General features: G+C 68.3%; 27 protein-coding genes. 12 read left to right on the top strand and 15 right to left on the bottom strand.

The window, feature by feature from the left end; translation table 11 throughout:
* Positions 1-294: 294 nt before the first annotated feature.
* From leuS to U5918_RS09905, 4 genes are all read left to right on the top strand, one after another.
* A complete protein-coding gene (leuS, locus tag U5918_RS09920) occupies positions 295-2,958 on the top strand; it encodes a leucine--tRNA ligase (RefSeq protein ID WP_336003318.1) in 2,664 nt (887 codons plus the stop codon).
* Positions 2,959-3,051: 93 nt separating this feature from the next.
* Positions 3,052-3,771, top strand: coding sequence for a hypothetical protein (locus tag U5918_RS09915; RefSeq protein ID WP_336001191.1), 720 nt, complete (start codon positions 3,052-3,054; stop codon positions 3,769-3,771).
* Between the two features lie 70 nt (positions 3,772-3,841).
* Entirely contained in the window at positions 3,842-4,216 is a 375-nt protein-coding gene (locus U5918_RS09910; RefSeq protein WP_336001190.1) for a hypothetical protein, read from the top strand.
* Between the two features lie 122 nt (positions 4,217-4,338).
* Positions 4,339-5,043 carry a GNAT family N-acetyltransferase gene (locus U5918_RS09905; protein WP_336001189.1) on the top strand — a complete coding sequence of 235 codons (705 nt, stop codon included), beginning with the start codon at positions 4,339-4,341 and terminating at the stop codon, positions 5,041-5,043.
* 112 nt (positions 5,044-5,155) lie between these two features.
* On the opposite strand, the gene U5918_RS09900 is transcribed toward U5918_RS09905, so the two are convergent.
* The gene (locus tag U5918_RS09900) at positions 5,156-5,911 is read right to left on the bottom strand and encodes a ribonuclease H-like domain-containing protein (protein ID WP_336001188.1); all 756 of its coding nucleotides are present in this window, start codon (positions 5,909-5,911) and stop codon (positions 5,156-5,158) included.
* Positions 5,912-6,021: 110 nt separating this feature from the next.
* Here U5918_RS09900 and U5918_RS09895 point away from each other — a divergent pair, with 110 nt between their 5' ends.
* Positions 6,022-6,402 carry a universal stress protein gene (locus U5918_RS09895; protein ID WP_336001187.1) on the top strand — a complete coding sequence of 127 codons (381 nt, stop codon included), beginning with the start codon at positions 6,022-6,024 and terminating at the stop codon, positions 6,400-6,402.
* A gap of 40 nt (positions 6,403-6,442) precedes the next feature.
* Entirely contained in the window at positions 6,443-7,963 is a 1,521-nt protein-coding gene (locus tag U5918_RS09890) for a glutamate-cysteine ligase family protein (RefSeq protein WP_336001186.1), read from the top strand.
* A gap of 39 nt (positions 7,964-8,002) precedes the next feature.
* On the opposite strand, the gene U5918_RS09885 is transcribed toward U5918_RS09890, so the two are convergent.
* From U5918_RS09885 to U5918_RS09855, 7 genes are all read right to left on the bottom strand, one after another.
* On the bottom strand, positions 8,003-8,335 hold the full coding sequence (locus U5918_RS09885) for a hypothetical protein (protein WP_336001185.1): 333 nt from the start codon (positions 8,333-8,335) through the stop codon (positions 8,003-8,005).
* Positions 8,332-8,778 (bottom strand): TIGR00725 family protein, encoded by a 447-nt coding sequence (locus U5918_RS09880; RefSeq protein ID WP_336001184.1) that lies wholly within the window; start codon positions 8,776-8,778, stop codon positions 8,332-8,334. Before U5918_RS09880 ends, U5918_RS09885 begins: the two co-directional genes overlap by 4 nt.
* Positions 8,779-8,837: 59 nt before the next feature.
* Positions 8,838-9,578: a beta-ketoacyl-ACP reductase gene (locus U5918_RS09875; protein ID WP_336001183.1), complete on the bottom strand. Its 741-nt coding sequence runs from the start codon at positions 9,576-9,578 to the stop codon at positions 8,838-8,840.
* A gap of 69 nt (positions 9,579-9,647) precedes the next feature.
* Entirely contained in the window at positions 9,648-11,177 is a 1,530-nt protein-coding gene (locus U5918_RS09870) for a PHA/PHB synthase family protein (RefSeq protein ID WP_336001182.1), read from the bottom strand.
* On the bottom strand, positions 11,174-11,716 hold the full coding sequence (locus U5918_RS09865) for a poly(R)-hydroxyalkanoic acid synthase subunit PhaE (RefSeq protein ID WP_336001181.1): 543 nt from the start codon (positions 11,714-11,716) through the stop codon (positions 11,174-11,176). Before U5918_RS09865 ends, U5918_RS09870 begins: the two co-directional genes overlap by 4 nt.
* Positions 11,717-11,769: 53 nt before the next feature.
* Positions 11,770-12,321: a hypothetical protein gene (locus U5918_RS09860; RefSeq protein WP_336001180.1), complete on the bottom strand. Its 552-nt coding sequence runs from the start codon at positions 12,319-12,321 to the stop codon at positions 11,770-11,772.
* A gap of 7 nt (positions 12,322-12,328) precedes the next feature.
* Positions 12,329-12,592: an AbrB/MazE/SpoVT family DNA-binding domain-containing protein gene (locus U5918_RS09855; RefSeq protein ID WP_418771217.1), complete on the bottom strand. Its 264-nt coding sequence runs from the start codon at positions 12,590-12,592 to the stop codon at positions 12,329-12,331.
* Between the two features lie 283 nt (positions 12,593-12,875).
* Here U5918_RS09855 and U5918_RS09850 point away from each other — a divergent pair, with 283 nt between their 5' ends.
* On the top strand, positions 12,876-13,487 hold the full coding sequence (locus tag U5918_RS09850; protein WP_336001179.1) for a MaoC family dehydratase: 612 nt from the start codon (positions 12,876-12,878) through the stop codon (positions 13,485-13,487).
* A gap of 80 nt (positions 13,488-13,567) precedes the next feature.
* Here the strand turns inward: U5918_RS09850 and U5918_RS09845 are convergent, their stop codons facing one another.
* The 4 genes from U5918_RS09845 to U5918_RS09830 all read right to left on the bottom strand — a co-directional run bounded on the left by U5918_RS09845 (position 13,568) and on the right by U5918_RS09830 (position 17,982).
* Positions 13,568-14,452, bottom strand: coding sequence for an alpha/beta fold hydrolase (locus U5918_RS09845; RefSeq protein WP_336001178.1), 885 nt, complete (start codon positions 14,450-14,452; stop codon positions 13,568-13,570).
* Between the two features lie 83 nt (positions 14,453-14,535).
* A complete protein-coding gene (cgi121, locus tag U5918_RS09840) occupies positions 14,536-15,033 on the bottom strand; it encodes a KEOPS complex subunit Cgi121 (protein ID WP_336001177.1) in 498 nt (165 codons plus the stop codon).
* Positions 15,033-17,453 (bottom strand): ATP-dependent DNA helicase, encoded by a 2,421-nt coding sequence (locus U5918_RS09835; RefSeq protein ID WP_336001176.1) that lies wholly within the window; start codon positions 17,451-17,453, stop codon positions 15,033-15,035. The genes cgi121 and U5918_RS09835 overlap by 1 nt, the downstream gene beginning before the upstream one ends.
* A gap of 85 nt (positions 17,454-17,538) precedes the next feature.
* Positions 17,539-17,982 (bottom strand): acyl-CoA thioesterase, encoded by a 444-nt coding sequence (locus tag U5918_RS09830; protein ID WP_336001175.1) that lies wholly within the window; start codon positions 17,980-17,982, stop codon positions 17,539-17,541.
* A gap of 150 nt (positions 17,983-18,132) precedes the next feature.
* Here U5918_RS09830 and U5918_RS09825 point away from each other — a divergent pair, with 150 nt between their 5' ends.
* The 3 genes from U5918_RS09825 (at position 18,133) to U5918_RS09815 (ending at position 20,148) form a co-directional block, all read left to right on the top strand.
* Complete coding sequence (locus U5918_RS09825) at positions 18,133-18,798, top strand: chemotaxis protein CheC (protein WP_336001174.1); 666 nt, start codon at positions 18,133-18,135, stop codon at positions 18,796-18,798.
* Between the two features lie 45 nt (positions 18,799-18,843).
* Positions 18,844-19,089 (top strand): ferredoxin, encoded by a 246-nt coding sequence (locus U5918_RS09820; RefSeq protein WP_336001173.1) that lies wholly within the window; start codon positions 18,844-18,846, stop codon positions 19,087-19,089.
* Positions 19,090-19,200: 111 nt separating this feature from the next.
* On the top strand, positions 19,201-20,148 hold the full coding sequence (locus U5918_RS09815) for a GNAT family N-acetyltransferase (RefSeq protein ID WP_336001172.1): 948 nt from the start codon (positions 19,201-19,203) through the stop codon (positions 20,146-20,148).
* Position 20,149: 1 nt separating this feature from the next.
* On the opposite strand, the gene U5918_RS09810 is transcribed toward U5918_RS09815, so the two are convergent.
* Positions 20,150-21,877: a histidine kinase N-terminal 7TM domain-containing protein gene (locus tag U5918_RS09810; RefSeq protein WP_336001171.1), complete on the bottom strand. Its 1,728-nt coding sequence runs from the start codon at positions 21,875-21,877 to the stop codon at positions 20,150-20,152.
* A gap of 196 nt (positions 21,878-22,073) precedes the next feature.
* Here U5918_RS09810 and U5918_RS09805 point away from each other — a divergent pair, with 196 nt between their 5' ends.
* The gene (locus tag U5918_RS09805) at positions 22,074-23,543 is read left to right on the top strand and encodes an MATE family efflux transporter (protein WP_336001170.1); all 1,470 of its coding nucleotides are present in this window, start codon (positions 22,074-22,076) and stop codon (positions 23,541-23,543) included.
* Positions 23,544-23,667: 124 nt separating this feature from the next.
* Positions 23,668-24,459 carry a DUF7089 family protein gene (locus tag U5918_RS09800; protein ID WP_336001169.1) on the top strand — a complete coding sequence of 264 codons (792 nt, stop codon included), beginning with the start codon at positions 23,668-23,670 and terminating at the stop codon, positions 24,457-24,459.
* Positions 24,460-24,462: 3 nt separating this feature from the next.
* On the opposite strand, the gene U5918_RS09795 is transcribed toward U5918_RS09800, so the two are convergent.
* Positions 24,463-25,041 (bottom strand): DUF7090 family protein, encoded by a 579-nt coding sequence (locus U5918_RS09795; protein ID WP_336001168.1) that lies wholly within the window; start codon positions 25,039-25,041, stop codon positions 24,463-24,465.
* Between the two features lie 38 nt (positions 25,042-25,079).
* Positions 25,080-25,520, bottom strand: coding sequence for a DUF2391 family protein (locus U5918_RS09790; RefSeq protein ID WP_336001167.1), 441 nt, complete (start codon positions 25,518-25,520; stop codon positions 25,080-25,082).
* Positions 25,521-25,533 lie beyond the last annotated feature (13 nt).

Genomic DNA, 25,533 nt, shown 5'->3' with positions numbered 1-25,533 from the left:
ATGGATACTACCACGCAACTATCTGGATACCGGTCCCTATACGCGGAAAAGCGCCCTCTCCCCTATTTCTGAGAACTGGGAATCGTATCAGATTTCACGGGCTACCGACGTCGTATGCGATATCAGTCAGTAGTGTTTTTTCGAGCCGGTGATGGGACGTTCCGTCCCCGCTTCCCGTCGGCCCTCGCGCTCTTCTGGCTCCGGCTCTCGCGGCGGAGACGTCCCGATTCCCGTGGGGCGGCAACCGAACAGTCATGTGGGTCGCGGTGCCAGATGGGCACAACGGCGAATTCGATGTCCCAGCGCTACAACCCGTCACAGGTCACGGAGTACTGGCAGCACGTCTGGGCCGAGGAGGGCGTCTACGACTGTCCCGACGACGCGGACGATCCGACCTACGTCCTCGGGATGTTCCCCTACACGTCCGGGGCGCTGCACATGGGCCACGTCCGCAACTACGCGATCACCGACGCCTACGCTCGCTACCGCCGGATGTGCGGCGACGAGGTCCTCCACCCGATGGGCTGGGACGCGTTCGGCCTCCCGGCGGAGAACGCGGCCTTCGACCGCGACACCGACCCCGAGTCCTGGACCCGCACCTGCATCGAGCGGATGCGCGACGAACTCGAGCGGATGGGCTTTGGCTACGACTGGTCCCGGGAGATCACGACCTGCGACCCCGAGTACTACCGCTGGAACCAGTGGCTCTTCACGCAGTTCTACGAGGCCGGCCTCGTCGACTACGAGGCCGCCGCCGTCAACTGGTGTCCGGACTGCGAGACCGTGCTCGCTGACGCGCAAGTGACCGAGCACGAACGGGACCACGACGACGGGACGACCGGGACCGTCGAGGTGTGCTGGCGCTGCGAGACGCCGGTCGGCCGCCGCGAACTCGACCAGTGGTTCCTCTCGATCACCGACTACGCCGCGGAACTGCACGCAGGCCTCGACGACCTTGAGGAGTGGCCCGACGGCGTCCGTGACATCCAGCGCAACTGGATCGGCCGCCAGGAGGGCGCACGGGTCACGTTCGAGGTGGACGGCGACGAGATGGACGTGTTCACCACCCGGCCGGACACGGTCTTCGGCGCGACCTACCTCGCGCTCTCGCCGGGCCACGACCTGGCAGCCGAGATCGCCGCAGAGGACGACGACGTGGCCGACTACGTCGAGGCGGTCCGGGCGGCCGACCCTGGCGAGGCCGGCACGACCGGCATCGACACCGGGCTGACCGCGACCCACCCGCTGACCGGCGAGGAACTGCCGGTGTACGTCGCCGCCTACGTCCTCGACGACGTGGGGACGGGCGCGGTGATGGGCGTCCCGGCCCACAACGAACGCGACCACGCCTTCGCACGGGCGCAGGACCTGCCGCTCCGGCAGGTGATCGAACCCATCGGCGACGCCGAGACGCGACTGCCCGAGGAGCCGTTCACCGACGACGGGATGCTCACCGACAGCGGCGAGTACGACGGCCTCGCGAGCGCCGCCGCCCGCGAGCAGTTGCGCGAGCACGACGCGGTCGCCCACGACGTGACCTACCGGCTCCGGGACTGGCTCATCTCCCGCCAGCGCTACTGGGGGACGCCCATCCCGGTCGTCCACTGCCCGGACTGTGGCCCCGTCCCGGTCCCCGAGGACGAGTTGCCGGTGGAACTGCCCGAGTACGTCCAGACGACGGGGAACCCCCTGGCCGAGAACGACGAGTTCGTCGAGGCGACCTGCCCTGACTGCGGCGGGCCGGCCGAGCGCGAGACGGACACGATGGACACCTTCGTCGACTCCTCGTGGTACTTCCTGCGCTACCTCAGTCCGGAACTGGACGAGGCGCCCTTCGACGCCGACATCGCCGACGAGTGGCTCCCGGTGGACGTCTACGTCGGCGGCGAGGAACACGCCATCCTCCACCTGCTCTACATCCGGTTTTTCACCCGGGCGCTGGCCGACCTGGACCTGCTGGACCGCCGCGAGCCAGTCGAGAAACTGGTCAACCAGGGGACGGTCCTCCACGGCGGCGAGAAGATGTCCAAGTCGAAGGGCAACGCCATCGCGCCCCACGAGTACGGCGCGGAGACGACCAGGCTCTTCGTCCTCTCGGCGGCCCACCCCCAGCAGGACTTCGAGTGGACGGCCGAGGACGTCAGGACCGTCTACGAGTTCCAGCAGGAACTGTACGGGATGGTCGCGGAGTTCGCCAACGGGGAACTGGAGACCAGGACCGAGAGCGAGGCCCACGACGCCTACCTCGAACGCGAGATCGACCGGACCGTCGCGGCGGTCACCGCGGAGTACGACCGATTCCGGTTCCACCAGGTGGTCGGCGAACTCCGCCGGTTCGCCCGCCTGCTGCGGCGCTACCGCGACTACGCGCCGCCCTACAAGTACGCCTACGGACGGGCGCTGCGGGCGCTGTCGGCGATGGTCGCGCCGATCGCCCCCTATCTGGGCGAGGAACTGTGGCACCTCCTCGGCGAGGAGGGCCTGGCTGCGACTGCTGACTGGCCGACGCCGCTGCACGACGTCGAGGACTACCGGATCGAGCGCGGGCTGATCCGCCGGACGCTCGACGACGTGCGCGACATCACCGACGTGGTCGACATCGCCGACCCCGAGGCGATCGAACTCGTGGTCGCCGAGGCGTGGAAGTACAGGGCCCACGAGATTGCCCGCGACGCCGCCGACGGCGACCGGCCCGTCGTCGAGCGCGTCATGGACGACGAGGCGGTCCGCGAACACGGGGAGGCGGCCGCCGACTTCGCCGCCGCCCTGCAGGACCGGAGCGCGGAACTCGGTCCCGTCCTCGACCCCGGGCGCGAGCACGAGGTGCTGGAACAGGCGGCCTGGCTCTTCGAGGACGAGTTCGGTGCGGACGTGCGGGTTCGTTCCGCCGACGGAGCCAGCAGCGACGACCTCGCGGCCAAGGCCGAGCCGAACCGCCCGGCCATCCACATCAGCTGAGGGGTCGCTTCTGCCGCGACCAGTACGATTTAGTGACAGGTAGCCGACCTGCCAGTCGAGATGGCTGTCTCGGTACGCGATACGGTACGTGGTATGGGGACGCGGGCGAATCCGGCGTTCGCGGTCGGTGCGATCGCGGTGCCGGTGGCGCTATTGCTCTATGCGCTGACGCTGGGGACGCTCACGCAGCACACCTACGTGCACGTCATGGCCGGCGTGCTCTGGACGGGCATCGACCTGTTCCTGGCCATCGTGCTCGGGCCGGTACTCGGTGGCCTGACGGTCCAGGAGCGAGCGAGCGTCTTCGAGCGGCTCACGCCCAAGACTGCCTTCCTGCTGCCGTCGCTGGCGCTCGTCACCATCGCCGGCGGCATCACGCTCGCGCTCCGCGGGCCCTGGGCGTTCCCGCACGCCCACGCGTGGCTGGCGCTCACGACGGCGGCCACCCTGTTGCCCGCGCTGGCGCTGATCGGATGGCAGTTCGACGCGCTGCGTGACTGGCGGTGGCTGACCGCCTTCGGGATTGCCCTCGTGGGCAGCGGGGCCTACCTGGCCGTCGCACTCCCCGATTTCGGGATGACGCGCCCGATCTTCGTCGCCATCCTCGGGATCGTGACGGTCCTCAGCGTGGTCGGCTTCGGTGTGCTGATGCCCGGCGAGGTGCGGATGTACCTGGAGATGCGCTCTCCGAACCCCGACGCGGAACTGATCGGTGCGATCGGGATGCGCAACGCGAGGCTGAGCGCGATCCAGGGCCTCTTCCAGCTTGCCATCATCGCCGCGATGGTGTACCTGCGCTGGGGCGGGTTCTAAGCGCCGCTCCCGGCGACACTGCTATCACGTATCAGTACGTCTATAAGTGCTCGGCAGACGTACTGGTGGTATGGCATTCGACGACGTCACACTGTTCGAGATGCACTTCGACGGCGCGAACTTCCGATCCCCCTTCGGCGGGCGCGAGGACGAGGTCGCGATCACCGACCCCGACCGCATGGCCCCCGACGCGGCGGAGGAGGTCAGCGTGACCGACCCCGACCGTATGGCGCCCGAGGCGGAGTCCGAATCCCGGACGCCCTCCCGTCGTGGCGGCGTGATCGGACTGGTCGCGCTCGCGGGCGTCGCGGTGGCGGCCCGGACGATGTACCGACGCCGGGCGACGAGTGAGGCGGACGCTCTAACGGACGCCGAGGACGGGTCCGAGGTAGCAGTCGAGAGCGTCGACCGTGACGAACCCGTCGCTGAGCACGCCGCCGAATAACCTCGCGACTTCGCCGCCGGGTTCGTGCCCGATACCGACCGCTCACCGTTCGTTTCAGGGGCTGGTACGATGCGACTACTTTTACGCTCGGATCGGCAAAATCGGGTAGGTCCCCCACAACGATGTCAGACGTCCGCTTTCGCCGGGCCCGGCCGGAGGACGCCGAGGAGATCCTCTCGATCAAGCGGGACGCGATCGAGGACCTCGAACACTGGCAGTACTCGCCCGAGCAGGTCCAGGCCTGGAAACCGAAGGACAGCTACGCCGACACCTTCGCCGAGGCCATCGACGACGACCGCTTCGTCGTCCACGTGGGGGAACGCGAGGGCCGGATCGCCGGCTACGGCGCCCTGAACGTCCCCGACGAGCGCATCGACGCCGTCTACGTCCACCCGGACCACCACGGCCAGGGCGTGGCAACGGCGCTGGTCAAGCAACTGGAACTCTCCGCCCGCTTCCAGGGGATCGAGGAGATCGACATCGTCGCCGCCCGTAACGCCGTCCCCTTCTACGAGTCGGTCGGCTACTGGCGCCTCGACGACGAGGTGACCACCATCGACGACGTCGACGTCGCCTTCGTCCGCATGCGCAAACACGTCGACGCCGACGGGGGCCACGGGTGGGGCGACGCCGCGGCTCCCGACGGTGAAACCGACCCGCGGGAAGACGGGGAGCGCCCCGACCCGGGAGCCGGCGACGCCCCCGGCGGGCCCGCGATTCCCCGGATTCCGGATCCGGACGCGCCGGACTGGTTCCGACTGGAGGAGTGGCTCGACGCCGGCGACGTCGACGCGCTCTTCGAGTCGACCGAGGACGCCGAGGAGTAACCATCGCTTCGACTGGGACTGTCCTCGTGACTGATTCACGTACGGCGACGGTCCGTGCAGTCGAAACGAGGGGGTGTGGGGTTGGGAACTGAGGATGTGCCGTGGCGTCTGCTCAGCCGTCGATGCCGGCCGCGGGCGCGAACACGTCGGCGTGGAGGCGGTCGGCGACGGTCTCGGTGAGCGTCTGCAGGTTGACGGCGTCCTCGCGGTTGTAGGAGACGAGCGTCTCCAGCGCGCCGTCGCGGCCGCGTTCGTGTTCGCGCCAGAGCCGCACCGCGTCCTCGCCGGAGATGTCCGGGCGGTCGCGCTCGACGCCGATCTCCGATTCGATCCGCTTGAGCCCGCCGGTGAGTCCGAGCTGGCGGCAGGGGTACATGAGGTCGAGGTGGGGATGATCCAGCGAGAGGTCGAAGGAGGTCTCGAGGAAGGGGACGTCGAAGCGCTTGCCGTTGAACGTGACGAGCATGGCGGCGTCGTCGAACTGCGCGCGCAGGGCGTCGGCGGTGAGGTCGTCGCCCCGGACCAGGGTCGTGGTCTCGCCGCCGTGGTGGAAACTGACGGTCGTCACGTGGTCCCGGTCCTGGGAGAGTCCGGTCGTCTCGATGTCGAAGAAACAGGCCGAAGAGCGGAAGTTCTCGTAGAGGCGCCACTGCTCGCCGCTGGGGAACTGCTCGCCGAAGTAGCGGGCGTCGCCGTCGGCCAGGCGGTCCCGCGCGGTGTCGATGAACGACTGGATCCGCTCGGCGGTGGTGTCGCCGACCACCGACGGGTCGAAGTCGTCCCAGTGGGTGATCCCGTCCTCCCAGAGCCGGCGCTCGGTCGTCTCGCCCACGCCCCGGACCGGGATGAAGCTGTTCTCGATTCGCACACAGGTGGAGGCGAGTCCGGTGGGGAAAACGCTGTCGCCTTCCGGTCCGGCGGACGCCCGCTCCACGGTTCGGGACAACTGGTTTGTCGCTCGCGGTCGCAGACTCCGGTATGACCACGTTCCTCGTCGCCACCGCCTCGGTCCACACGACCGCGGCCGCCTGCGACTACCTCGCCGACCGCGCGACCGCCGACGACACCGTCCTCGTCGTGAGCGTCACCGAACCCGACTCGAATCCCCGCGACGCCGGCGACGCCACGAACGTCGCCCGGACCCGGCTGGTCGACCCGACCGTCGAGACGATCACCCAGGAGGGGCGCCCGAGCGACGTGATCCAGTCGCTCGTGGCCGAGCGGTCGGTCGACGAGGTGCTGATCGGCCCGCGCCGCGGCGATCCCGACGCCGCCCCGGGGCTGGGCGGCACCGCCGCGGACGTGCTGGTGAGTCTGGACGTGCCGGTCGTCGTCGTTCCGTTGCCGGATCTCTCCTGAGACCCCCGCGCTTATCACCGAGGCCGGCACAGGGGGGCGTATGTCCGGCTCCGAGCTCGCGGCGCAGGTCCGGGAGGCGCTGGCCGTCGACGCCGAATCGTTCCAGGAGCGCGCCGAGGCCGAGGCCGAAGAACTGATCGAGGAGGTGTACGCCGGCACCTTCGACAACTCCCAGTCGATAATCGGACTCGAACAGGAGCTATACGCCGTCGACGACCGGACGGACGCGCTGATGCGCGTCCCCCGGCAGCTACTGGATCGCATCGGCTTCGAGAAGGAACTCGGCCTGCACAACGCCGAGATCCAGACCTCGCCGGTCCCCCTCTCGCGGTACGGGCTGGAACAGCAGGCGGCGGAACTCCAGGCCCACGTCGAGGCAGCCGAGACGGCCGTCGGCCGCGAGAACATCCAGCTGGTCTCCGACGGCATGTGGACCGTCCCGCCCAACGGCGAGACCGCGACCACCTACCTCTGTGACTCCATCGAGGCCGACTCCGTCAAGATCGCGACCAACATGTCCGACTCGGTGCGCTACCACGCGATGGCCAACACCGACTACCCCTCCGGCCTGGAGATCGACGCGCCCCACGTCCACGTCGAGGACGACACCGTGATGCTCGAGAGCCTCATCACCTCCATCCAGCCCCACTACCAGGTCGCCCACGCCCCCGACCTCCCCGAGCACTTCACATACGCGCTGCGGGTGGCCGGCCCCCTCGCCGCGCTCGGCGCGAACTCACCATTCTTCCCGCCAGACCTGTACGACGACGTGCCGGCGGGGCAGATCCTCGCCGACGCCTGGATGGAACACCGCATCACGGTCTTCGAGGACGTGCTGAACCCGCCGACCGGCGAGGGCGACCCCAAGGTCTGCTTCCCGCCCGACTTCGAGACCGTCGAGGACGCCATCCACGACATCGCGCAGGACCGCACCATCGTCCCGATGGACATCCCGGAGGGCCAGCGCTTCGACGACCGCTTCCGGCACTTCCGGCACAAACACGGCTCCTACTGGCGCTGGGTGCGCCCGGTCTTCGACGGTGGCTCCCGGTCCGCGGCCAACGCCCGCATCGAGTTCCGCCCCCTCTCGGGCCAGCCGACGATCCGGGACGCCGTCGCCTTCCAGGCCCTCTTCGCCGGCCTCATGGAGAGCCTCCCGAGACGCGAGCACCCGGTCCAGAACCTGGACTGGCAGACGGCCAAGGCCAATTTCTACGCCGCCGTCTGCGACGGCCTCGACGCCGAGTTCACCTGGCTCACCGCCGACGCGACGGAGACCGGTGCCGTCGACGAGATCTACGGCGAGATCTTCGAGTACGCCCGCGACGGCCTCGAACTCAGGGGGCTCTCGACCGAGGAGGCCCGGCGGTACATCCGCCCCCTCCGCGAGCGGGTCGACCGCCGGACGACGCCCGCCCGCTGGAAACACGGCCTCGTCGAGCGCGCCGTCGACCGCGGCGTCCCGCTCACCGAGGCGATCTGGGGGATGCAGGCGAAGTACGTCGAGAAACAGTCCGAGACGCTGATCGAGGGTTCCTTCGCCGACTGGCTGAACGACTGAACCACACCTCGTCGGGCGGCGAGTCCGGGTCGTCCCCGATCAGTCCCGCCGACGCTCCGCCGTTCGGTCACGGAAGGCCGCCGAGACCGATCGCCTCATCTCGGTCCGGTAGAGCCGGTAGTAGAGATAGCCGAGCGTCGCCGTCCCGACGACGAACAGGTGCGCCCACCCCAGTGCCGTCTTCGGGAGTTCGTACGGCCCGGTATCGACCGGCGCTCTGGCGAACACGCCGGGCGCGACGGACTGCAGCGTCGGCCCGATCCAGACCGCGAAGACGGTGAACGCGCCGACGAACACGACCGCCGTCTCGACGAGCAACCGACGTGCGCGGCGGTTCTCGAGTACCCAGCGCAGTCGGTCCGGACGGGTCACGACTCGACCGCCTTCTCCACGTAGTCGACGGCGTCGCCCGCGGAGTCGACTGCCTCGACGCCATCGATATCGTGCGTGTCGATCCCAGCGACCGGGCGACCGACGTCCAGGGCGTGGGCGATCTCCGAGAGCGTCCCCGTCGCCCCGTCGATCGCGATCACCGCGTCGCCGTTGAGCGCGACGATCACGTTTCGGGCGTTGCCCATGTCGGTCGCGATGGCGGTGTCGACGTGTTCGTTCGCGGCCGTCCGGTCCGGGCCGGGAAGGATGCCGATCGTGTGGCCGCCCGTCTCGTGCGCGCCCTCGCAGGCGGCCGCCATCACCCCGCCCAGTCCCCCGCAGACGATCTCGTGGCCGCGAGCGCCGAGTTCGCGGCCGACCGCACGGGCGGTCGCGGCCGTCGCCTCGTCGATCCGCCCGCCGCCGATGACGCTGACTCGCATGGTCGCGACTCCGCGGGCCGCGACCAAAATATCGGTGGTGTCCGGCAGCGGCGCCCCGCCTACCACTCCATGCCGCCGTTGGCGGCGAGGATCTGGCCGGTCATGTAACTCGAATCCTTGCTGGCGACGAACCGGACGATGCCTGCGATGTCGTCGACCGTCGCGAAGCGATTCAGGGGGATGCGGTCGAGGATCTTCTGCTGGACGCGCTCGGGCACCTCCTCCAGCATATCGGTCTCGACGAACCCGGGGGCCACGCAGTTGGCGGTCGACCCGGACGCGGCCAGTTCGAGTGCGAGCGTCCGCGTGAAGCCGAAGAGGCCGGACTTGGTGGTGGCGTAGTTGGCCTGCCCGTAGTTGCCCTGCTGGCCGACGACCGAGGAGATATTGATGAGGCGGCCGGTGTCCGAGGCCTTCACGTCGTCGAACAGACAGTGGGTGCAGTTGAAGACGCCGCCGAGGTTCACCTGGATGACCCGGTCCCAGTCCTCGCGGGTCATGTTCTGGAACTTCTTGTCGACCGTGATCCCGGCGTTGTTGACGAGCACGTCCACCCGGCCGAACGCGTCGTGGATCTCCTCGCACATCGCCTGCACCTCGTCGTACTCGGCCACGTTCCCCTGGACGGCGATGGCCGTTCCGCCCTCGTCCTCGATGGCGTCGACCGCCTCGTGGGCCGCCCCCTCGGAGGACCGGTAGTTGACGACGACGTCCGCCCCGTGACGACCCAGTTCCTCGGCGATGCCGCGACCGATCCCGCGTGAGCTTCCGGTGACCAGGCAGGTCTGTTCCTCGAGCATACTCCCGGGTTCGGTCGCCGCGTACAAAAAAGGGCGTTCGTCGCGCCGCCAACAGTTCCCTCGTGGGAATCAGGCCGCCTGGTCGATCCAGTCGGCCGCGCGTGACTCCGAGACCTCCGCCGCGTCGGCGACGGTCGCCGCGTCGGCCGCGGCCAGGTCGGCGGTCGTCTCGATGCCGGCGTCCCGGAGGCGCTCGGTGTAGGTCGGGCCGATGCCGCTGACCGCGTCGACGCCCGGGGCGGACTCGTCCAGGGTGGCCTGGTCGTCGTCAGCGGGGTCGGTCTCCGCCTCGGCCTCGGGTTCCTCCGCGGCCTCGGAAGCCTCGGGCTCGGTTTCGGCCAGTTCCGCCTCGCTCTCCGTGGCCGCTTTCTCGGCCTCGACGGCCTCCTCGGCGGCCTCCTCGGCGGCGTCACCGATCTCGATCTCGGTGGCTCCCTGGTCGATCTCGGCAGCTTCCTCGTCGCCCTCGGCAGCTTCCTCGTCGCCCTCGTCGTCCTCGCTTCGCTCGTGGAACCACTCGGCGGCGCGGGGCCAGACGTCCTCGTGGGACGAGCCAGACACCGACAGGCCGATGTGGCCGGTCGGGTACTCGATGGTCTCGACGTCGTCGGAGCCGATCACGTCGTTGAACGGCTTCGAGGCGGCCGCCGGGATGAGGTGGTCGTACTCGCCCATCAGCTGGAGGACGGGCATGTCGATCTTCGAGGGGTCGACCCGTTTCCCGTTCAGGGACAGTTCGCCCTCGTAGAGCTTGTTGTCCTGGTAGATGTCGCCCAGGAACTGCTCGTAGGCCGCGCCCGCCAGGTCGATGCCCTCGCCCAGCCAGCGCTCCATCCGGGCGAAGTTCTCGACGAAGTCCTCGTTCTCGAGGTTGTCGTAGAGGCGGACGTACTTCGAGACGTAGTTGTCGACGGGGTCCATCAGGGCGAAGCCGACGTCGAGCATGCCCGCGGGGACGTTCCCGAACGTCTCGGTCACGTCCTCGGGGTCGTAGTACTCGTCGCTGCCCCACTCTTCGAGGATGCCGCCCGTGTCGTCGAAGTAGAGCCCGGCCGCCATCAGCGCCAGCGCGTTGACCTTCTCGGGGTGGAGCGCGGCGTACATCGCGCTCATCGTCCCGCCCATGCAATAGCCGAGGACGTTGATCGCGTCCTGCCCGGAGCGCTCGCACACCTCGTCGACGCAGTTGTCCATGTACCGGTTGACGTAATCGTCGAGCGTGAGGTACTGGTCCATCCGCGAGGGCTCGTTCCAGTCGATCAGGTAGACGTCGTGGCCCGCCTCGAGCAGGCGGCGCACGACCGAGCGCTCGGGCTGGAGGTCGAGGATGTACGGCTTGTTGATCAGCGCGTAGACGATCAGGATCGGAACGTCACACCGCTCCTCCTCGGGGACGTCGATGCCGGCCTCCTCCGGTTTGTAGTGGAGCAGCTCGAGCTTGTTCTCGGTGTAGACGACCTCGCTCGGGGTCTGGCCCACCTCAACGTGGGCGAGCGGGCCGGCCCGCTCGGGCGCGACGCGCGCCTTCTCGAGCCCGTCGGTCATCGCCTCGAACCCCTGTCGCTGTGCGTCCAGCGCGGCCGTGAACGGGTTCATCATAGTTCCTCGAGGATCTCGTCGAGCTTCTGCTCGACGGCGTGCTGCCGGCGCTCGAGTTCGACGAGCCGTTCGCCGATCTCCATCACGTCGTCACGGGTGGGCAGGCCCATTTGCTGGATCGTGTCCTGGGTGACCTCGTCGGCCTCGTCCTGCAGGTCCATCATCGCCTCGACCAGCTGGCCGTTGGCGGCCGCGAACGCGGAGGTGCCCATGACCTCCTTGAAGGCCTCGTTGGCCGACTGCAGCCAGATGTCGCGCAGCTCGGAGGGCTCGACGTCCTCGCCCTGGGCGGCGTCGGTCGAGCGCTCGAACATCTTCTCGGAGGCGTCCATCCACACCTCGTAGGCGCGGTTGTACCCCTCGAATCCCTCGGCCAACTCGTCTTCCTCGGGCATCGAGCCCTCGACGGCCTCGGCCCAGGACTCCATGAAGGCCGCCTGGGCTTTCATGTTCTGCTCGACGGAGTCGGCCACCGCCTCGTTCATTTCCTCTACCATCTCGTTCCACTCGTCCATCGGATCGTTAGTTGTCTCGCTCATTGGTATTAGTTTGAGACCGCAAAATAAAAAAATCGGGTTGGTCGTTCGCCGCCTCAGGCCTCGAGGGATTCCTGGGCCTGCTCCTGGACTTCCTGGACCTGCTCGCTGACCTGCTCGACCTGCTCCTGCATCTGCTCGAGCTGGTCTTCGACCTGCTCTGCGGCTTCGATCGACTGGCCTTCGAGGTCCTCGTGGGCCTCGAGGACCATCTCGATCTGCTCGTCGACGGCGTCGAGGTAGTCCGCGGTCAGCTCGTCGTAGGCGTCGAGACCCTCGCGGGTCTCCTCCTCGAGGTTGGCGAACAGCTCCGCGTGGTTGTCGAGGACGAACTCGAACTGTTCGTCGGCGGCGTCGCGGATCTCCTGGACGGAGCCGGCGGCGCCGGGCACGGTGCTCTCGACGGTGTCGAGGTAGCCCTCGAAGGCCGAGCGGGTGAGCTCGACGGTGCGGCGCTGTGCCGACTCCTGGCTGTCGAGGCTGTCGGCGAACGCTTCGCCGACGGTCTGCTGGAACTCGACGCCCTGCTGGACGGCCTGCTGGCCCTGCTTGATCGCCTGACGCTGCATCTCGAACGTGGTCGTGATGGGGGTGGTGTATTCTGTCATAGTGGGTTCACTCCTGGGAACGCTTGCGCTTGACCGGCACGACGACTGTCTGGACGATGTCGCCCTCCTCGATGTCGAGCGCCTCTCGCTCGGCGTCGGGAATGCTGATGCGTCCGCCGCTCTGGACGCGGGTCTTGAACGTCGCCATCTGACTCATCGCGCCCAACTGGGGGACGCCAACGCCCGACGTGCTGGCACCGAGCAGCTGTTGGATGAACTCCTGTTGCTGCTCCATGGCCTGCTCGCTGGCCTGCTGAAATCCCTTCATCATCGCGGGGGGCCACATTGACCCGTCCTGACTTTCGCCGTGTTCGGTCATCCCTTCATCCCTCTCTAAGCCACTGCACACCATAAGGGTTATGGTTCTGACCATCGTTTACCCTCCAATGGTAGCAAATGGTAGCGACTGACCTCTCGGGCGACGGATCCCCGTCCCCACCGACCCCGACGCGTGCGCGTGATTCTCCGGTAACGGCCCCGAGACGCCGCTCTGTCGCCGGCGAATCGTCTGAACCACCACGCTTTAATAGAGCCACTGCCAACAACTGGTGCCAATGAGCTCCAACCCGCATCGGAGCGCGTTGCTGGACACGTGGACGGAGACGTCGTCTCACGTTTTCAACAGCGTCCTGGAAGCCAACAGAGCGGCGTTCGCGGCCTTCGGCGTCAACTCCGACGACGAGGAGGCCCCGACGTCGCCGCCGCGAGAGCGGATCGAGCCCGACGAAGACCTCCCCGAGTGGAGCATCGAGCGGACGGCGGACGAACGGACCGAACTCGGCGTCGGTGACCGCATCGAGTTCACCAAGACCATCTCCGCCGAGGACGTGCGCAACTTCGCGGCCGCCAGCGGCGACACGAACCCGCTGCACCTCGACGACGAGTACGCCTCGGAGACGCGCTTTCGCGGCCGGATCGCCCACGGCACGCTCGTGGGCGGCCTCATCAGCGCCGCGCTCGCACGCGTCCCCGGACTGGTCGTCTACCTCTCGCAAGATCTCGAGTTTCACAACCCGGTCCGCATCGGCGACCGGCTCACCGCCGAGATCGAGATCGTCGAGGATCTGGGGAACGACCAGTTCCGACTGACGACACAGGTCAAACAGGGCGACGAGGTCGTCATCGACGGTGAAGCCGTCATCCTCGTCGACGAGCAACCGGCCTAATCCAGCACGCGCTCCGACCGCGCCGGCGGTCGACATCTCTCTTCCGTTTTCTCCGCCGCGACTGAGCCATCCAGCCCAGGCTAGGTCGCCAGGAACTCCCCCAGCACGCGGTTGAACGTCGCCGGCCGCTCCCGCGGCGGCCAGTGGCCGCAGTCCTCGAAGACGTGCAGCCGGCTGTCCGGCAGCCGCTCGTGGGCTCGCTCGGACCACGAGGACGGCAACAGCGTGTCGTCGGCCCCGTGGATCAACAGCGTGGGCGTCCCGAACGCCTCGAGGGCGTCCAGGTAACAGGTCCGGAACCCGTAGACGCCGAACTCGCTGCGCTGCCAACTGCGCAGCGTCCGGCCGCAGTCGTCGTCCTGGAGCACCGTGTGGACCTCCGAGACGAACGCTTCGGAGGCCTGGGTCATGTACCCGCGGAGCGCGTCCCGGACGGTCCCCTCGTTGACCCCCATCGCGTTCCAGACGAACTGGTCGGCGACCGGGATGCGCAGCGCGAGCGAGGCCATCGGCCGCCAGCTGGCGTCTTCGCCCAGCCCGTAGCTGTCGATCAGCGCCAGTCGCGCCACGTCGGCACTGAGCGCGTAGCCGAGCGCGATGGCCCCGCCCATGGAGATGCCGGCGACGCTCGGTCGCGTCAGCCCGAGTTCCTCGACGAACGCCGACAGCACGTCGACGAAGTAGTCCGTCGTGTACCGGATCCGCGGCTTGTCGCTCTCGCCGTGGCCGGGCAGATCGGGCGCGATAACCCGGTGGTCCGCCGCCAGCCGGGGGATCGCGTGTTTCCAGGAGATGTGTCTCGCGTCGAGCCCGACGCCGTGTAACAACAGGAGCGGCCGTCCCTCGCCCGTGTCGCTGTAGCGTACGGTCGTCGTCGTCGACCGCCCCGACCCGTCCTCGGCCGTCACCTCGACCGCACGTTGGGCGTCCCCGACAACCGGGGCCGCGTCACTGCTGCCTGCCATTCACTGGACAGTCGCAACCGCCTACCATGTGTCTTCGGTCTACCGCAACCGGTCCGCGTACCGCGGTGACCGGACCCCGCCGCTCACTTCTCGACGGCGAGCATCGCCACCCGCTCGCGCACCAGTGCGGCCAGCCCCGCGTCGGTGGCCCCGAGTTCGCGGTCGGACACGTCGAAGAACTCGCGGACCCGCTCCTCGTCGAACGCCCCCAGCGTCTCGGCCGGGTCCAGCAGTCGGGCGACCGCCGAGGCGGCAGCGCCCTCGTCACCGCCGTCCCCGCCGTGAACGACCACGACCACGGGGGACTCCCCGGCGTCGACGCCCATCTCGAGGGCGCGCGAGATCTGCCGGCGACCGGCCGCGTACAGCAGGATCTCGACGGCGTGGTCGTCCGCGATGGCCTCGCCGCGCTCGCGGGCCCGGTCGGCACAGGCGACCGCCCGTTCGAGGTGTTCGCGGTCGACGACGTACCGGGCGTCGAACGCCTGCACCGCACACTCGGAGTCGGCCCCGACCTCGACGAGTTCGGCGACGAACGCGTCGACGTCCCCGACCGTCGCCGTTCCTTCGACGACCTCCATCAGAAATCACCGAGGCTCGATTGGTCCTCCGAGTCATCGGCCGCCTCGGCGCCCGTCCCACGGTCGCTGCCGCTTCCACTCGATCCCCCGGGATCGACCTCGACCCCCTCTACCTCGGCCGGTTCGACGCCGTCCATCGACGGGTCTTCCCGGCCGGCGTTCTCGAGGACGTTCTCGGCGGTCTTCTCGCGACCGCGGAGCGCCCCCAGTACGACCGCCTTGTCGGCCTCCCGGAGGTCCGCCCGGGTCCGGATCCCGGCGTCGTAGAGCCGCCGGGCGCGCTTGCGGCCGACGCCGCGTACGCCGGCCAGATCGACGAGTTCGGTCTTCACGCCGTGTTCGACCCGCGTCCGGGCCTCGCGGATGGCCGGCACGCAGTCCATGTCGAGTTCGGCCGCCAGCGACTCGGCGGCCCCGAGCAGCCACTGGGTGGTCTCGACCTTCCCGCGGACGTCGCCCGGCCCCACGTCGTAGCGCTCGGTGATCTGGCTCTCCTCGACCTCGCTGGCCCAGTCCTCGAGCAGGCGGGCGGTCTTCAGCGCCGACAGCCAGTCCTCGAAGCGGTTGTCCTCGAACTCGCTGGGCATCGGCCCGAGGAACTCCGTCTCGCGCTCGTAGGCGATCTGCGAGTACTCCTCCTCGTCGCCGCTCCGGAGGTAGAGTTCGTACATGTCCGGCGTCCGCGCGACGAGGTGGTAGAGTCCCAGCGCGGAGGGGGGTTCGTCGGCCTCCGCGTCGTCGTCCCCGTCGTCGACGAGTTCGCTCGCGGGCGTGAAGCCGGCGGGCTCCTCGGGTTCCTCGCCGTCTTCGCCGCTCCGGCCGCTCCGGCTCGAACTGCGCCCGCCGGAGCGCTCCCAGTCGCGCAGGCCGTCCACGATCTCGGCGGCGCTCATCGGGTCCAGGTAGAGCCGCGAGACGGTGTGGCCCAGCCCCGTGGCCTGCAACTGGTCGCCGTCGCGTTCGAGGAAGCCGTTGACCTCCAGGTAGTCGAGCATCGCGTCGGTCACTCGCTCCAGCTCGCTCCGGTCGGCGTTCTGGCTGGCGTGCAGCGTCCGTTCGAGGAAGGCGAGCAGTCCGTCCCGGGAACTGGCGAACCCGGAGGCGACCGTCGCCAGCAGGTGGGTCCGGAGGGCGGGCTGGGCGGCGAGTTTCGACCGCACCGGCTCGGGATCGGCCCAGACGTACCGCTCGAACAGTTCGTCGAGTTCGTCGTGGCTGTTGGCGAGCAGGACCGCCTCGCCGTAGGGGTCGAGCCCCGGTCTGCCGGCTCGCCCCATCATCTGGTGGACCTCCAGCACGGACAGGGGCGCCATCCCGCCCGCGGAGCCGTCGTAGCGCCGCCAGTCCCGGACCACCACCCGGCGCGAGGGGGTGTTGACGCCGGCCGCCAGGGTCGGCGTCGCGCAGACGACCTTCAGCAGGCGGTCGCGGAAGGCCTCCTCCACCAGCGCCCGGTGGTCGTTCGAACAGCCGGCGTGGTGGAAGGCCGCCCCCTTCGCGACCGCGTCGGCCAGGTCGTCGCTCGTCTCCGTGTCGCTCACGTCCCGGATCTCGGCGGCGATCTCGGCGAGTCGCTCGCGCTCCTCCTGATCGAGGAAGTCGCTCGTCGTCGAGGCGAGCCGGCGGGCAGCCGCCTCGGCGTTCCGGCGGGAGTTGACGAACACGAGCGTCGACCCGTCGTCCGCGAGGGTGTCCCGGACGATGGCCGCGGTCTCGCTCTCGCCGTTCCTGACTTCCAGGCGCTGCTGGCTCCCGTCCTCCAGATGGAGCGCCTGCCCGTAGTGGACCCCCTTCTGGAGCTCGATGGGGCGCCAGTCCGAGTCGACCAGTTCGGCGTCGAGCCAGTCGGCCAGTTCGTCGGCGTTGCCGATCGTCGCGGAGAGCGCGACGGTCTGGAGGTCGGCGTTCAGCTGGCGGAGTTTCGCCAAGGTGACCTCCAGCGTGGGGCCGCGCTGCCCGTCGTCGACGAGGTGGACCTCGTCGGCGACCACGCAGGAGAGGTCCTCGATCCAGGCGGCGTCGTTGCGCACGAGCGAGTCGACCTTCTCGCTCGTGGCGACGATGACGTCCTTGTCGGCGAGCCAGCCGCCGTCTGAGTCGTAGTTGCCAGTCGATACGCCCACGTCGACGCCGTACTGCTCGAACTGCTCGAACTCCTCGCTCTTCTCGGAGGCCAGCGCGCGCAGGGGAACGATGTAGAGTGCCTTCCCGCTGTCCTCCTCGGCGAGGGCCGACAGCATCGCCAGCTCCGCGACGAGGGTCTTCCCGCTGGCGGTCGGCACGCTGGCGACGAGGTTCGCGCCCTCTGTGACGCCGGCCTCGACGGCCTCGGCCTGGGGCGGATAGAGCGCCTCGATGCCGTCGTCCTGTAGGTGTCCGGGCAGCCAGTCGGGAACGCCCGGAATCGCCGCGACGTCCATTACGCCACCCTTTGCGCGTCCCGGGGTTTAAACTGTCGTCCCGCCGCGGTGGTCCCGTCCCGCCGTCCCGCTCGTTGACGCCCCCTCACAGTTCGGGGTCGGACGCGACCGCCGCGTCCCGAAGCTCTCGACAGCGCTCCGACCCCACCTCGATCTCGGGAACCGGTGTCGGATCGGTGGCCGCGTCGACGGCGACGAAGACGAACCGAGCGTCCGTCGTCTGCTCGCGCTCGCCGGTGCGCGGGGCCTCGCGGAACGCACGGAGGCGCACGCGGACGCTCGTCCGCCCGGTCGCGTAGGCGTAGGACTCGATGACGCAGGTGTCGCCCTGCGGGATGGGGCGCTCGAAGTCGAGCCCCTCGATGCGGGCCGTGACGCAGGTCTCGCCGGCCAGCCGCATCGCCGACAGCGCGCCGACCTCGTCCATCCACTTCACGACGTTCCCGCCGTGTGCGGCCGCGTAGTTGTTGGTGTGGTTGGGCTGGACCCGCTGGCGGTTCTCGATGTACGTGTCGGTGACCGTCGGCATACCCTTGGGTCGGTCGAACGCCACTAACCTCCTTCGGCGGAGTCGGCGTCCACGGGACGGCGGTGCTCGCCCGACGCGACGGGACAGTTGCGCGATATCGACGACTTAGTTGCACCGTGGTTTCATGCCGGTCCAGCCGTAGGCTTCGTCATGGACTCCCTGCAGGTCGACGTGCGGAAGCTCCACCTGTTCAACGGGCTGGCCAAGGAGGGGGCCGCGACCGTCGCCGACGACCTCCACCAGATGAGCGGGCTGGAGACCAGCGCCGCCGTCTCGAAGCTGAACTTCCTCGACTTCGACGACGTCGGCACCCACCTCAGCACGGCCTCTAGCTCAGATTCCTACGTGGGAATCTACACCGAACTCGAGGACATCCCGTACGGGTACCTCCTCTTTCTGGTCTCCCAGACCGAGGCCAGGCGACTGGCAAACGCCATGCTCGGCCAGGGGCCCGAGGCCGGCGACGCCGGTGGCTTCACGGACATGCAGCGGTCGGCCATCCAGGAGGTGGGGAACATCCTGACCTCCGCGTTCATCGACGGCTGGGCGAACGTCCTCGGGACGACCATCGCCCACTCCCCGCCCCACTTCGCCTTCGGTGACAGCGACGCGATGCTGGCCGAGATCACGGAGTGGCCGGACACGGACCTCGTGTTCGTCGTCGACTCGAAGATCACCGCCGCCGACGTGGACTTCTCGCTGACCTGCTACACCTTCCCCGAACTGAAGCCGCTGGTCGACCTGATCCACGGCATCGACGTGGACTCGATCGCCGAGGCCGACACCGCCCCCGCGGACTTCTCCGAACTCGTCTAGCCCGCCGTCGCCACACTCAAGCGGTCGTCGCTCGAACCCTCGCACATGCGAATCGAGTTCGACCGCGACACCTGTATCGGGATGTTCCAGTGCGTCGCCGAGTGGGACGCCTTCGAGAAGGACACCGACGCCGGCAAGGCCGTCCTGGCCGACAGCGAGGAGACCGACCCGGACCTGTTCGTCCGCGAGATACCCGCCGACGAGGAACTGGACGCGAAGTTCGCCGCCCGTTCCTGCCCGGTCGAAGCCATCGCCGTCTACGACGACGACGGCGAGCAGTTGATCCCCTGACCGGTCGCCGGCATCGGCCATCGCGACCGCTGGGAGGGGTTCAGGGGGAGTGCCCGATGAATGTTTCCACACCACATACAGTTTTAATTATCCGCGTCTAATTGCGGACCGATGTCATCTAGACATCGGCACGTGGGCGATGTGGGATCGGCGGACAGACTGCGCGAAGCGGTGCAGGGGATGCTGGCGCGGGCGAGCGGGCCGGTCTCGACGGAGGAGATCAGCGCGATGCTCGCCGCGACGTCCGAGACCATCGACGCGGTGCTCTCGGAACTCGAGGCCGACGGAGACGTGACGCGACTGCCCGGGAAGGACGGCGACATCCAGTGGCGCACCGAGACGACGACGGTCCGGCTGACGCACGAGGCCAACTCGTACCATATCCAGGACGACGTGACGGGGGTCGTGACCCGCGCGGCGACCAGGCCCGAATCGCTCCGGCGACTCGCGGAACGGCTCGAACAGTACGAATCGGGGCGGACGGCTGGGGCACAGATCGTCGGGATCAGCGAGACCGAGTTGAGTCCCGACTACGCACCCACCGTCGCGGAACTCGCCACGCGGTACGTCGAACCCGACGACAGGCACCTCTACGTCTACGTCGAGGGTGAGGGGGTCCGCGAACTCACCGACCCGACGCACCTCAACAGGGAGTACACCGTGCTCGGGTTCTCCGTCACTGGGCTGTTCGACCGGGCGTCGTTCGCGGACGCCCTTCCGGTGTCCCTTGACGAACTCCTCGCTCGGACGCCGATTCGGGAGGAACACTTCCCGCTGGGGATGTACAAACTCATCGCAGTCCATCCGGAGCACCAGGGGCAGGGTATCGGCGCGGCGCTCGCGACCCACGCGATGGCGTATCTGGCCGAACATCCGCCGGTGGTATCGATGATGTGGAAACGGGAGAACGACGGGAACCTGAAACTCGCGGACGACTACGGCGCGGAGGTGCTGACGGAGTTCGAGGAGACGTCGCCATCGAAGTGGCAGTGTCCCGAGTGCGGGTTCGACACGGCCTGTACCTGTTCGAGCGTCTTCTTTGGGTGGGGGTTCGAGTAAGTTAACGCGAGCCAGGTTCCGATTCGCACGCGTCGACTGCGCGCGACTCAGAGGGGAAGCGACGCTCCAACGTCACCACGAATCGGGTCCCGGTCTCCGTCTGGGTGACGGTGGTGGCCCCGTTCGAGTTGCGAACCACCCAGTTCACCAGCCAGAGGCCGAGGCCCGTACTGTGGTTGAGTTGATCGACCGCTTCGCCCTCGAACACGCGCTGCTCGTAGCGGTCGATTCCTGAGCCGTTGTCGTCGACAGTCAGCGTGACGGTGTCGTCGGTCCGCTCGATGGCGACTCGCACCATCGGAGCGTCGCTATCGTTGTGTTCGATCCCGTTTTCGACCAGGCTCCGGATCCCGAGCGCGAGCCGTTCGTCCGCACGCACCCACGCCTGATCCGGGGCGTCGAACTCGATATCGACGTCCGGGTACTGCTCCGTGGCCCAGTCGACGGTCCGTCCGGCCACGTGGACGAGATCGGTGTCGTAGAGCGGCCGGTCCGCCTCGACCAGCGACTCGATGGCCTTTGCCTTCTCTGCTGTTTCGATGACGGCGTCAGAGGTCTGGACGACAGTGCGAGCCTGCTTCGCGTGCTGCCCGTCTGTCTGCTGGGCGAGCAGTTCACCGTGGGCGCGGATGACGTTCAGTTTGTTCCGGATGTCGTGCCGGAGGACACGTGCGAGGACGCCCTTCAGTAGTTCGAGGTCCTCTTCGTACCGGAACAGCGCCGTTCGATCGTTGAAGACGAGGACCCAGCCACCGGTCCCGCCGTCGTGGGTGACGGAGCTTTTACTCACGGTGAGGTGGCGCGGTTCCCCGTTGAGCTCGACCGTGATGCGTTCATCGGAGAACGTCCCGGACTGGATCAGCGAGCGAAGTCCCTCGTACGGTTCGAGGACCGACTCGAGCGGCTTGCCCGTGGGATCGGATTCGAGGTCGAACATCTCGTGGAGCGCATCGTTCGCGTCCGTGACGACGTTCCCGTCGTCCACGATCAGGACGCCCTCGCTCATCTCGGCGAGCACCATCCGGCGTGCGACCGGGACCGTTTTGAGCAACTGGTAGCGGAAGAGTGCCCACCCCCAAATAGACGTCCCGAGCAGGAAACCCAACGGTGTCGGGTTCAGGTAGTCCGTCGGGATCATCCCGAAGACGAACGCGATCGGAAACACGGTCGGAATGAAGCCACCGAGCAGCAACAGGAACGCCTGCTTTCGATACAGTCCCTCTCGCTCGACGAAGGCGACGGTCAACAGCACCAGTCCCGCCACGACGAGCAGATACGAGTAGCCGATGTGGAGATAGAACCCGAGGCCGTGGACCGGATGGAGCACCCCCTGGGCGTCGACGAACGTGCCAGGGCGCCAGACCAGTTCGTGGAACGGGTTCGTCCAGATGAGCACCTGCACCACCGCGGGAACGATCAGGAACGGTGCCACGATGCGGTGTTCGACCTGCTTCTGCCAGGTGTACTCGATCGTCACGAACAACCAGCCGATAGTCGTCACGCTCGCGAACAGCACCACGACGTTGAAACTCCACAGCGACAACCGATACCCTTCGAACAGCAACATCAGCGCCCAGGAGACAGACCAGCCGCTCATGCCAACGAGCGTCACGACGAGCCAGCGACCGCTCGGCCGGTCGAGCCTGCTCCACACCGCGCGAATCAGATACGCCGCAGGCAGCACTGTGAGAAACAGAACCGCCGCGTACAGTTCCGGCCCCGGGAACATACCCCATTCCTTGTGACTACCTCTATATCAGGATTGGTACTGTTTGAGCTAATGAATCGAAACGCCTGAAAATAATCGCGGAGTAATAAGTCACTACCTGAACGTATGAGTCGCGGTAGCAACTCTCTAACTAAATCCCCGACACCCGACGAGCGCGGCGAAAGGTCCACGGGACTCCCGGTCGACGTCGCGGTAGATGGGTATTCGTGCCGCCGTGCGCGACGCGTTGCTGGGGTTCCCCGCACTGCTGGCCCGGCTGGGGCTGGTCGACCGGCGGAAGGGGACCGAAGCGTTCGACCTGGCCCTTCCGGTCATGGTCACGGGTGGCCTCCGGGTCCTGTTGCGGGTCGCGGACTTCCTGATGGTCGGCATCGCCGTCGGGGACGCGGCCATCGCCGCCCTCGAACTGGGCTTTCAGTACTACTTCCTGGGCTTTGGGCTCTCGCTGGCGCTGTCTTCGGGGACCATCAGCGTCGTCTCGCGGCTCCAGGGGGCCGACCAGCCCGACCGGGCGGACCTGGCGGTCAAGCAGTCGCTGTGGCTCTCGCTGCTCGTCTCGCTCCCGCTGACCGTGATCACCTGGGTCTACGCCGGACCGATGCTCGACGTGCTGACCGACGACCCGCGGACGATCGAACTGGGGGCGATCTACCTGCAGATCGTCATGCTCTCGCTTTCCTTCCGGTTCTGGAGCATGATCGCCGCGCGGGCGCTGGCGGGGAGCGCCGACACGCGGACGCCCATGTACGTCCGCCTGCTGACGCTGCCGACGAACGTCGTCCTCAACGCCGTTCTCATCTTCGGCTGGGGACCGTTCCCCGAACTGGGGGTGGCCGGGGCCGCCTGGGGGACCGCGATCGCCAATACGCTCGCGGCGACGGTCTTCCTGGGGCTCCTGGTGTCGGGGCGGTACGTCGTCCGCCTGCCGCTCGCGGGACCGCAGGTCGACCTCTCGCTCTGTCGGGAGATCGTCCGCGTCGGCCTCCCGCTTGCGGGGATGCGCCTGCTCCAGACGTTCGGCCGGTTCCCGTTCCTGTTCGTGCTGGGCGTGCTCGGGACGCCCGTCGTGGCCGCCTACGCCATCGGCCGCCGGGTGATGCTGCTGGCGCTGATGCCGGCCTGGGGGTACGCGACGGCCGCGAGCACGCTCGTCGGGCAGGCCGTCGGCGCTGGCGAGCACGACGAAGCCACCGAGTACGGCTGGCAGACGATGCGGATCGCCCTGCTCACCCAGTTGCTGTTCGGCGCGGTCCTCGTGGTGGCGGCCCGCCCCGTGGCGCTGGCCTTCGGGACGCAGTACCCCGATCTCGCGGTGCGGTTCATCCGCGTGTTCGGCGTAATCGTCGCCGGCTTCTCGATCTCGCGGACGATGCGCGGCAGCCTGCGCGGCGCGGGCGACACCCGCTGGCCGCTCTACGGCACGTTCGCCGGCGCGTACCTCTTCAGGCTCCCGGTCGCGGCGCTGGCGCTGCCGGTCGGCTACGGGGTCACTATCGCCGGGGTCTCGGTCGCGCCGGGACTGGGCTGGGGCCTCCCCGCCGTCTTCGCGGCGCTGATCGGCGACTTCTACCTCAAGGCGGCGGTCAACACCGCCCGCTTCTGGACGGGGAAGTGGCAGGGGGTCGCCCGCGGGGCCGACGTGGGCGGGAGCGCCGAGGCGGAATAGCGGGTTTTAAATCCGTGCTGGCGGAAGCCGTGGGTATGAGCAAGGCAACCAAGATCGTCCTGCTGACGATCGGTGTCACCGCACTCCTCGCCGTCGCACAGATCGCGAGCGCCGCGCTCGCCTGATGTTCGAGTCGCGCGACCTCGACGGGGCCCTCGCCGCCGTCCGCGACGAGTCCGCCCCCGACGCGCTCGTCCTGCACACCGAGCGGGACTTCGAGACGCTCGACCCCGCTGTCGCCGAGGAACTCGGCCTGCTGGTCGAGAGTCTGGATCCCGTCAGTTACCCGCCGGAGTGGCTCCCGGCGGACGCACCCGACCAGCTCCGCGAGTACGCCGGGAGCGAGTTCACGATCGGCCTCCCCGGCGACGGCGGCGTCGCCTGGACCCGCCAGACCGACCCACCAGTCGTGTTCGTGAAACCGCGGCTCCGCACCTCGCCGGACCCCTTCGTCCGCTTCCTGATCGCAGAGGCGCTCGTCGAAGTCGGCCTCGACCTCCCCGAGTCCTTCCTCGCGTTCTTCGGAGCGCGGTACGCCGACCTCGACGCGGCCGTCCCCCTCGAACCGGCGGGCGTCTACCAGCTCGCAGCGGCGCTCTACACCGCGTACTGCGGGCTGCACACCCGCGAGGTCTTCGCCGACTGGGAGACCGACCATCCCGACCTGTTCGACGCGTGGGTCGACGCCGGCGAGCGGCTCGAACCCAGGCTCGGCGACCTCTCGACGGAGGTCGCGCGGGGCCAGACCGAGTTCGCGACCGCCGCGGAACTGGCCTGCAGCGCCGTGAAACACGCGGCGGACGACCGGCTGGAGATTCCGTCGCCGTTCGCCGCGCTGGACACGGCGGCGTACGCCCGGACCGGTCCGGAGTACGCCGTCGAGTGGGCCAGGAAGACCTTCGAGAAACTGTCGTGACCGTCAGAAAACGCTTTCGACGGTGCCGTCGGCCGACAGTTCGACGACGCCGTCGAACAGCTCGCGGAAGTCGTCGACGACCGCGTCCTCGTGGACCTCCGGCGAGAGGTGAAAGAGGCCGACGGCGTCGTGTTCGGAAAGCAGTGCGAGCAGGTCGGCGACCGCGCCGCGGGCGCGCTCCTCGTCGGCGTAGTAGGCCATCTCGGTGATCGAGTCGACGGTGACGCGGAGCTTCCCGTCGTGGGTGTCGAGGAACTCGCGGGCCGCCTCGACGATGCCCGAGAGGTCGTCGGGCGAGGAGACGTACCGGACGTTGTCGGTCGGTCGGCGGGTGTAGCCGCGCTCGATGGAGAGGGTGTCGAGGATTGTGGCGTTGGTTTCGTCGACGTCGTAGTACTCCAGTTTCTGCTCGACCTCGCGGGCGGTGGTGCGGGTCGAGATGATCAGCATGTGGTCGGTGTCGGTCGTGAGGAAGTCGGTGTCGATGCGGTCCGTCTCGCCGGTACTCGGGTGCAGAAGTAGTACCCCGGTCCCCCCTGGGATCGCGTCCGGCGTGTTCTCGATGGCGAGTTCGTAGTCCATGCCGGCCAAACGCAGAGGGCCGGCGTTAAATTTGTGGGTCAGAACACGCTGTCGGCGGTGGCCGCACCGACGACGCTGAAGATGGCGCCGACGGCGACGGCCTTGACCGTCGTCCACGCCATGGCGGCCGGCGTCGGGTCGGACAGGATCCCGCTCTCGACGAGGAACGTCTCCGGGGCCGTCAGGGCCAGCGCGAGCACCGCGACCGAACCGTAGGAGACGACCATCAGGGAGACGAATCGAATCGGAATCCCGGCGACCTCGGCCTCGCGCTCGGGGTCGCGACCCTCGTCGGCCTTGTACAGCGCCCCGTAACCGATCCCGAAGACGATGGCGACGACCGCGACCGTGTGGAGGGCGCTCATCTGCGCCGCCAGCACCCAGACCTCCTCGGTGACGACGAACGGGCCCGCCAGCAGGAACCCCCCGACGATCTGCTGGGCGGTGTCGGCGACCCTGTAGCGACGGCGGCGTCCCATACCCGCGAGAGGG

This window comes from Halorientalis sp. LT38 (assembly GCF_037031225.1).
GTDB lineage: Archaea > Halobacteriota > Halobacteria > Halobacteriales > Haloarculaceae > Halorientalis > Halorientalis halophila.
This window is presented reverse-complemented; position numbering and strand designations above follow the sequence as displayed.

Coding starts and splice junctions, on each gene's coding strand:
- leuS (WP_336003318.1), top strand. CDS start 295: ATGTCCCAGCGCTACAACCCGTCACAGGTCACGGAGTACTGGCAGCAC.
- U5918_RS09915 (WP_336001191.1), top strand. CDS start 3,052: ATGGGGACGCGGGCGAATCCGGCGTTCGCGGTCGGTGCGATCGCGGTG.
- U5918_RS09910 (WP_336001190.1), top strand. CDS start 3,842: ATGGCATTCGACGACGTCACACTGTTCGAGATGCACTTCGACGGCGCG.
- U5918_RS09905 (WP_336001189.1), top strand. CDS start 4,339: ATGTCAGACGTCCGCTTTCGCCGGGCCCGGCCGGAGGACGCCGAGGAG.
- U5918_RS09895 (WP_336001187.1), top strand. CDS start 6,022: ATGACCACGTTCCTCGTCGCCACCGCCTCGGTCCACACGACCGCGGCC.
- U5918_RS09890 (WP_336001186.1), top strand. CDS start 6,443: ATGTCCGGCTCCGAGCTCGCGGCGCAGGTCCGGGAGGCGCTGGCCGTC.
- U5918_RS09880 (WP_336001184.1), bottom strand. CDS start 8,778: ATGCGAGTCAGCGTCATCGGCGGCGGGCGGATCGACGAGGCGACGGCC.
- U5918_RS09875 (WP_336001183.1), bottom strand. CDS start 9,578: ATGCTCGAGGAACAGACCTGCCTGGTCACCGGAAGCTCACGCGGGATC.
- U5918_RS09870 (WP_336001182.1), bottom strand. CDS start 11,177: ATGATGAACCCGTTCACGGCCGCGCTGGACGCACAGCGACAGGGGTTC.
- U5918_RS09865 (WP_336001181.1), bottom strand. CDS start 11,716: ATGAGCGAGACAACTAACGATCCGATGGACGAGTGGAACGAGATGGTA.
- U5918_RS09860 (WP_336001180.1), bottom strand. CDS start 12,321: ATGACAGAATACACCACCCCCATCACGACCACGTTCGAGATGCAGCGT.
- U5918_RS09855 (WP_418771217.1), bottom strand. CDS start 12,592: ATGATGAAGGGATTTCAGCAGGCCAGCGAGCAGGCCATGGAGCAGCAA.
- U5918_RS09850 (WP_336001179.1), top strand. CDS start 12,876: ATGAGCTCCAACCCGCATCGGAGCGCGTTGCTGGACACGTGGACGGAG.
- U5918_RS09845 (WP_336001178.1), bottom strand. CDS start 14,452: ATGGCAGGCAGCAGTGACGCGGCCCCGGTTGTCGGGGACGCCCAACGT.
- cgi121 (WP_336001177.1), bottom strand. CDS start 15,033: ATGGAGGTCGTCGAAGGAACGGCGACGGTCGGGGACGTCGACGCGTTC.
- U5918_RS09835 (WP_336001176.1), bottom strand. CDS start 17,453: ATGGACGTCGCGGCGATTCCGGGCGTTCCCGACTGGCTGCCCGGACAC.
- U5918_RS09830 (WP_336001175.1), bottom strand. CDS start 17,982: ATGCCGACGGTCACCGACACGTACATCGAGAACCGCCAGCGGGTCCAG.
- U5918_RS09825 (WP_336001174.1), top strand. CDS start 18,133: ATGGACTCCCTGCAGGTCGACGTGCGGAAGCTCCACCTGTTCAACGGG.
- U5918_RS09820 (WP_336001173.1), top strand. CDS start 18,844: ATGCGAATCGAGTTCGACCGCGACACCTGTATCGGGATGTTCCAGTGC.
- U5918_RS09815 (WP_336001172.1), top strand. CDS start 19,201: ATGTCATCTAGACATCGGCACGTGGGCGATGTGGGATCGGCGGACAGA.
- U5918_RS09810 (WP_336001171.1), bottom strand. CDS start 21,877: ATGTTCCCGGGGCCGGAACTGTACGCGGCGGTTCTGTTTCTCACAGTG.
- U5918_RS09805 (WP_336001170.1), top strand. CDS start 22,074: ATGGGTATTCGTGCCGCCGTGCGCGACGCGTTGCTGGGGTTCCCCGCA.
- U5918_RS09800 (WP_336001169.1), top strand. CDS start 23,668: ATGTTCGAGTCGCGCGACCTCGACGGGGCCCTCGCCGCCGTCCGCGAC.
- U5918_RS09795 (WP_336001168.1), bottom strand. CDS start 25,041: ATGGACTACGAACTCGCCATCGAGAACACGCCGGACGCGATCCCAGGG.
- U5918_RS09790 (WP_336001167.1), bottom strand. CDS start 25,520: ATGGGACGCCGCCGTCGCTACAGGGTCGCCGACACCGCCCAGCAGATC.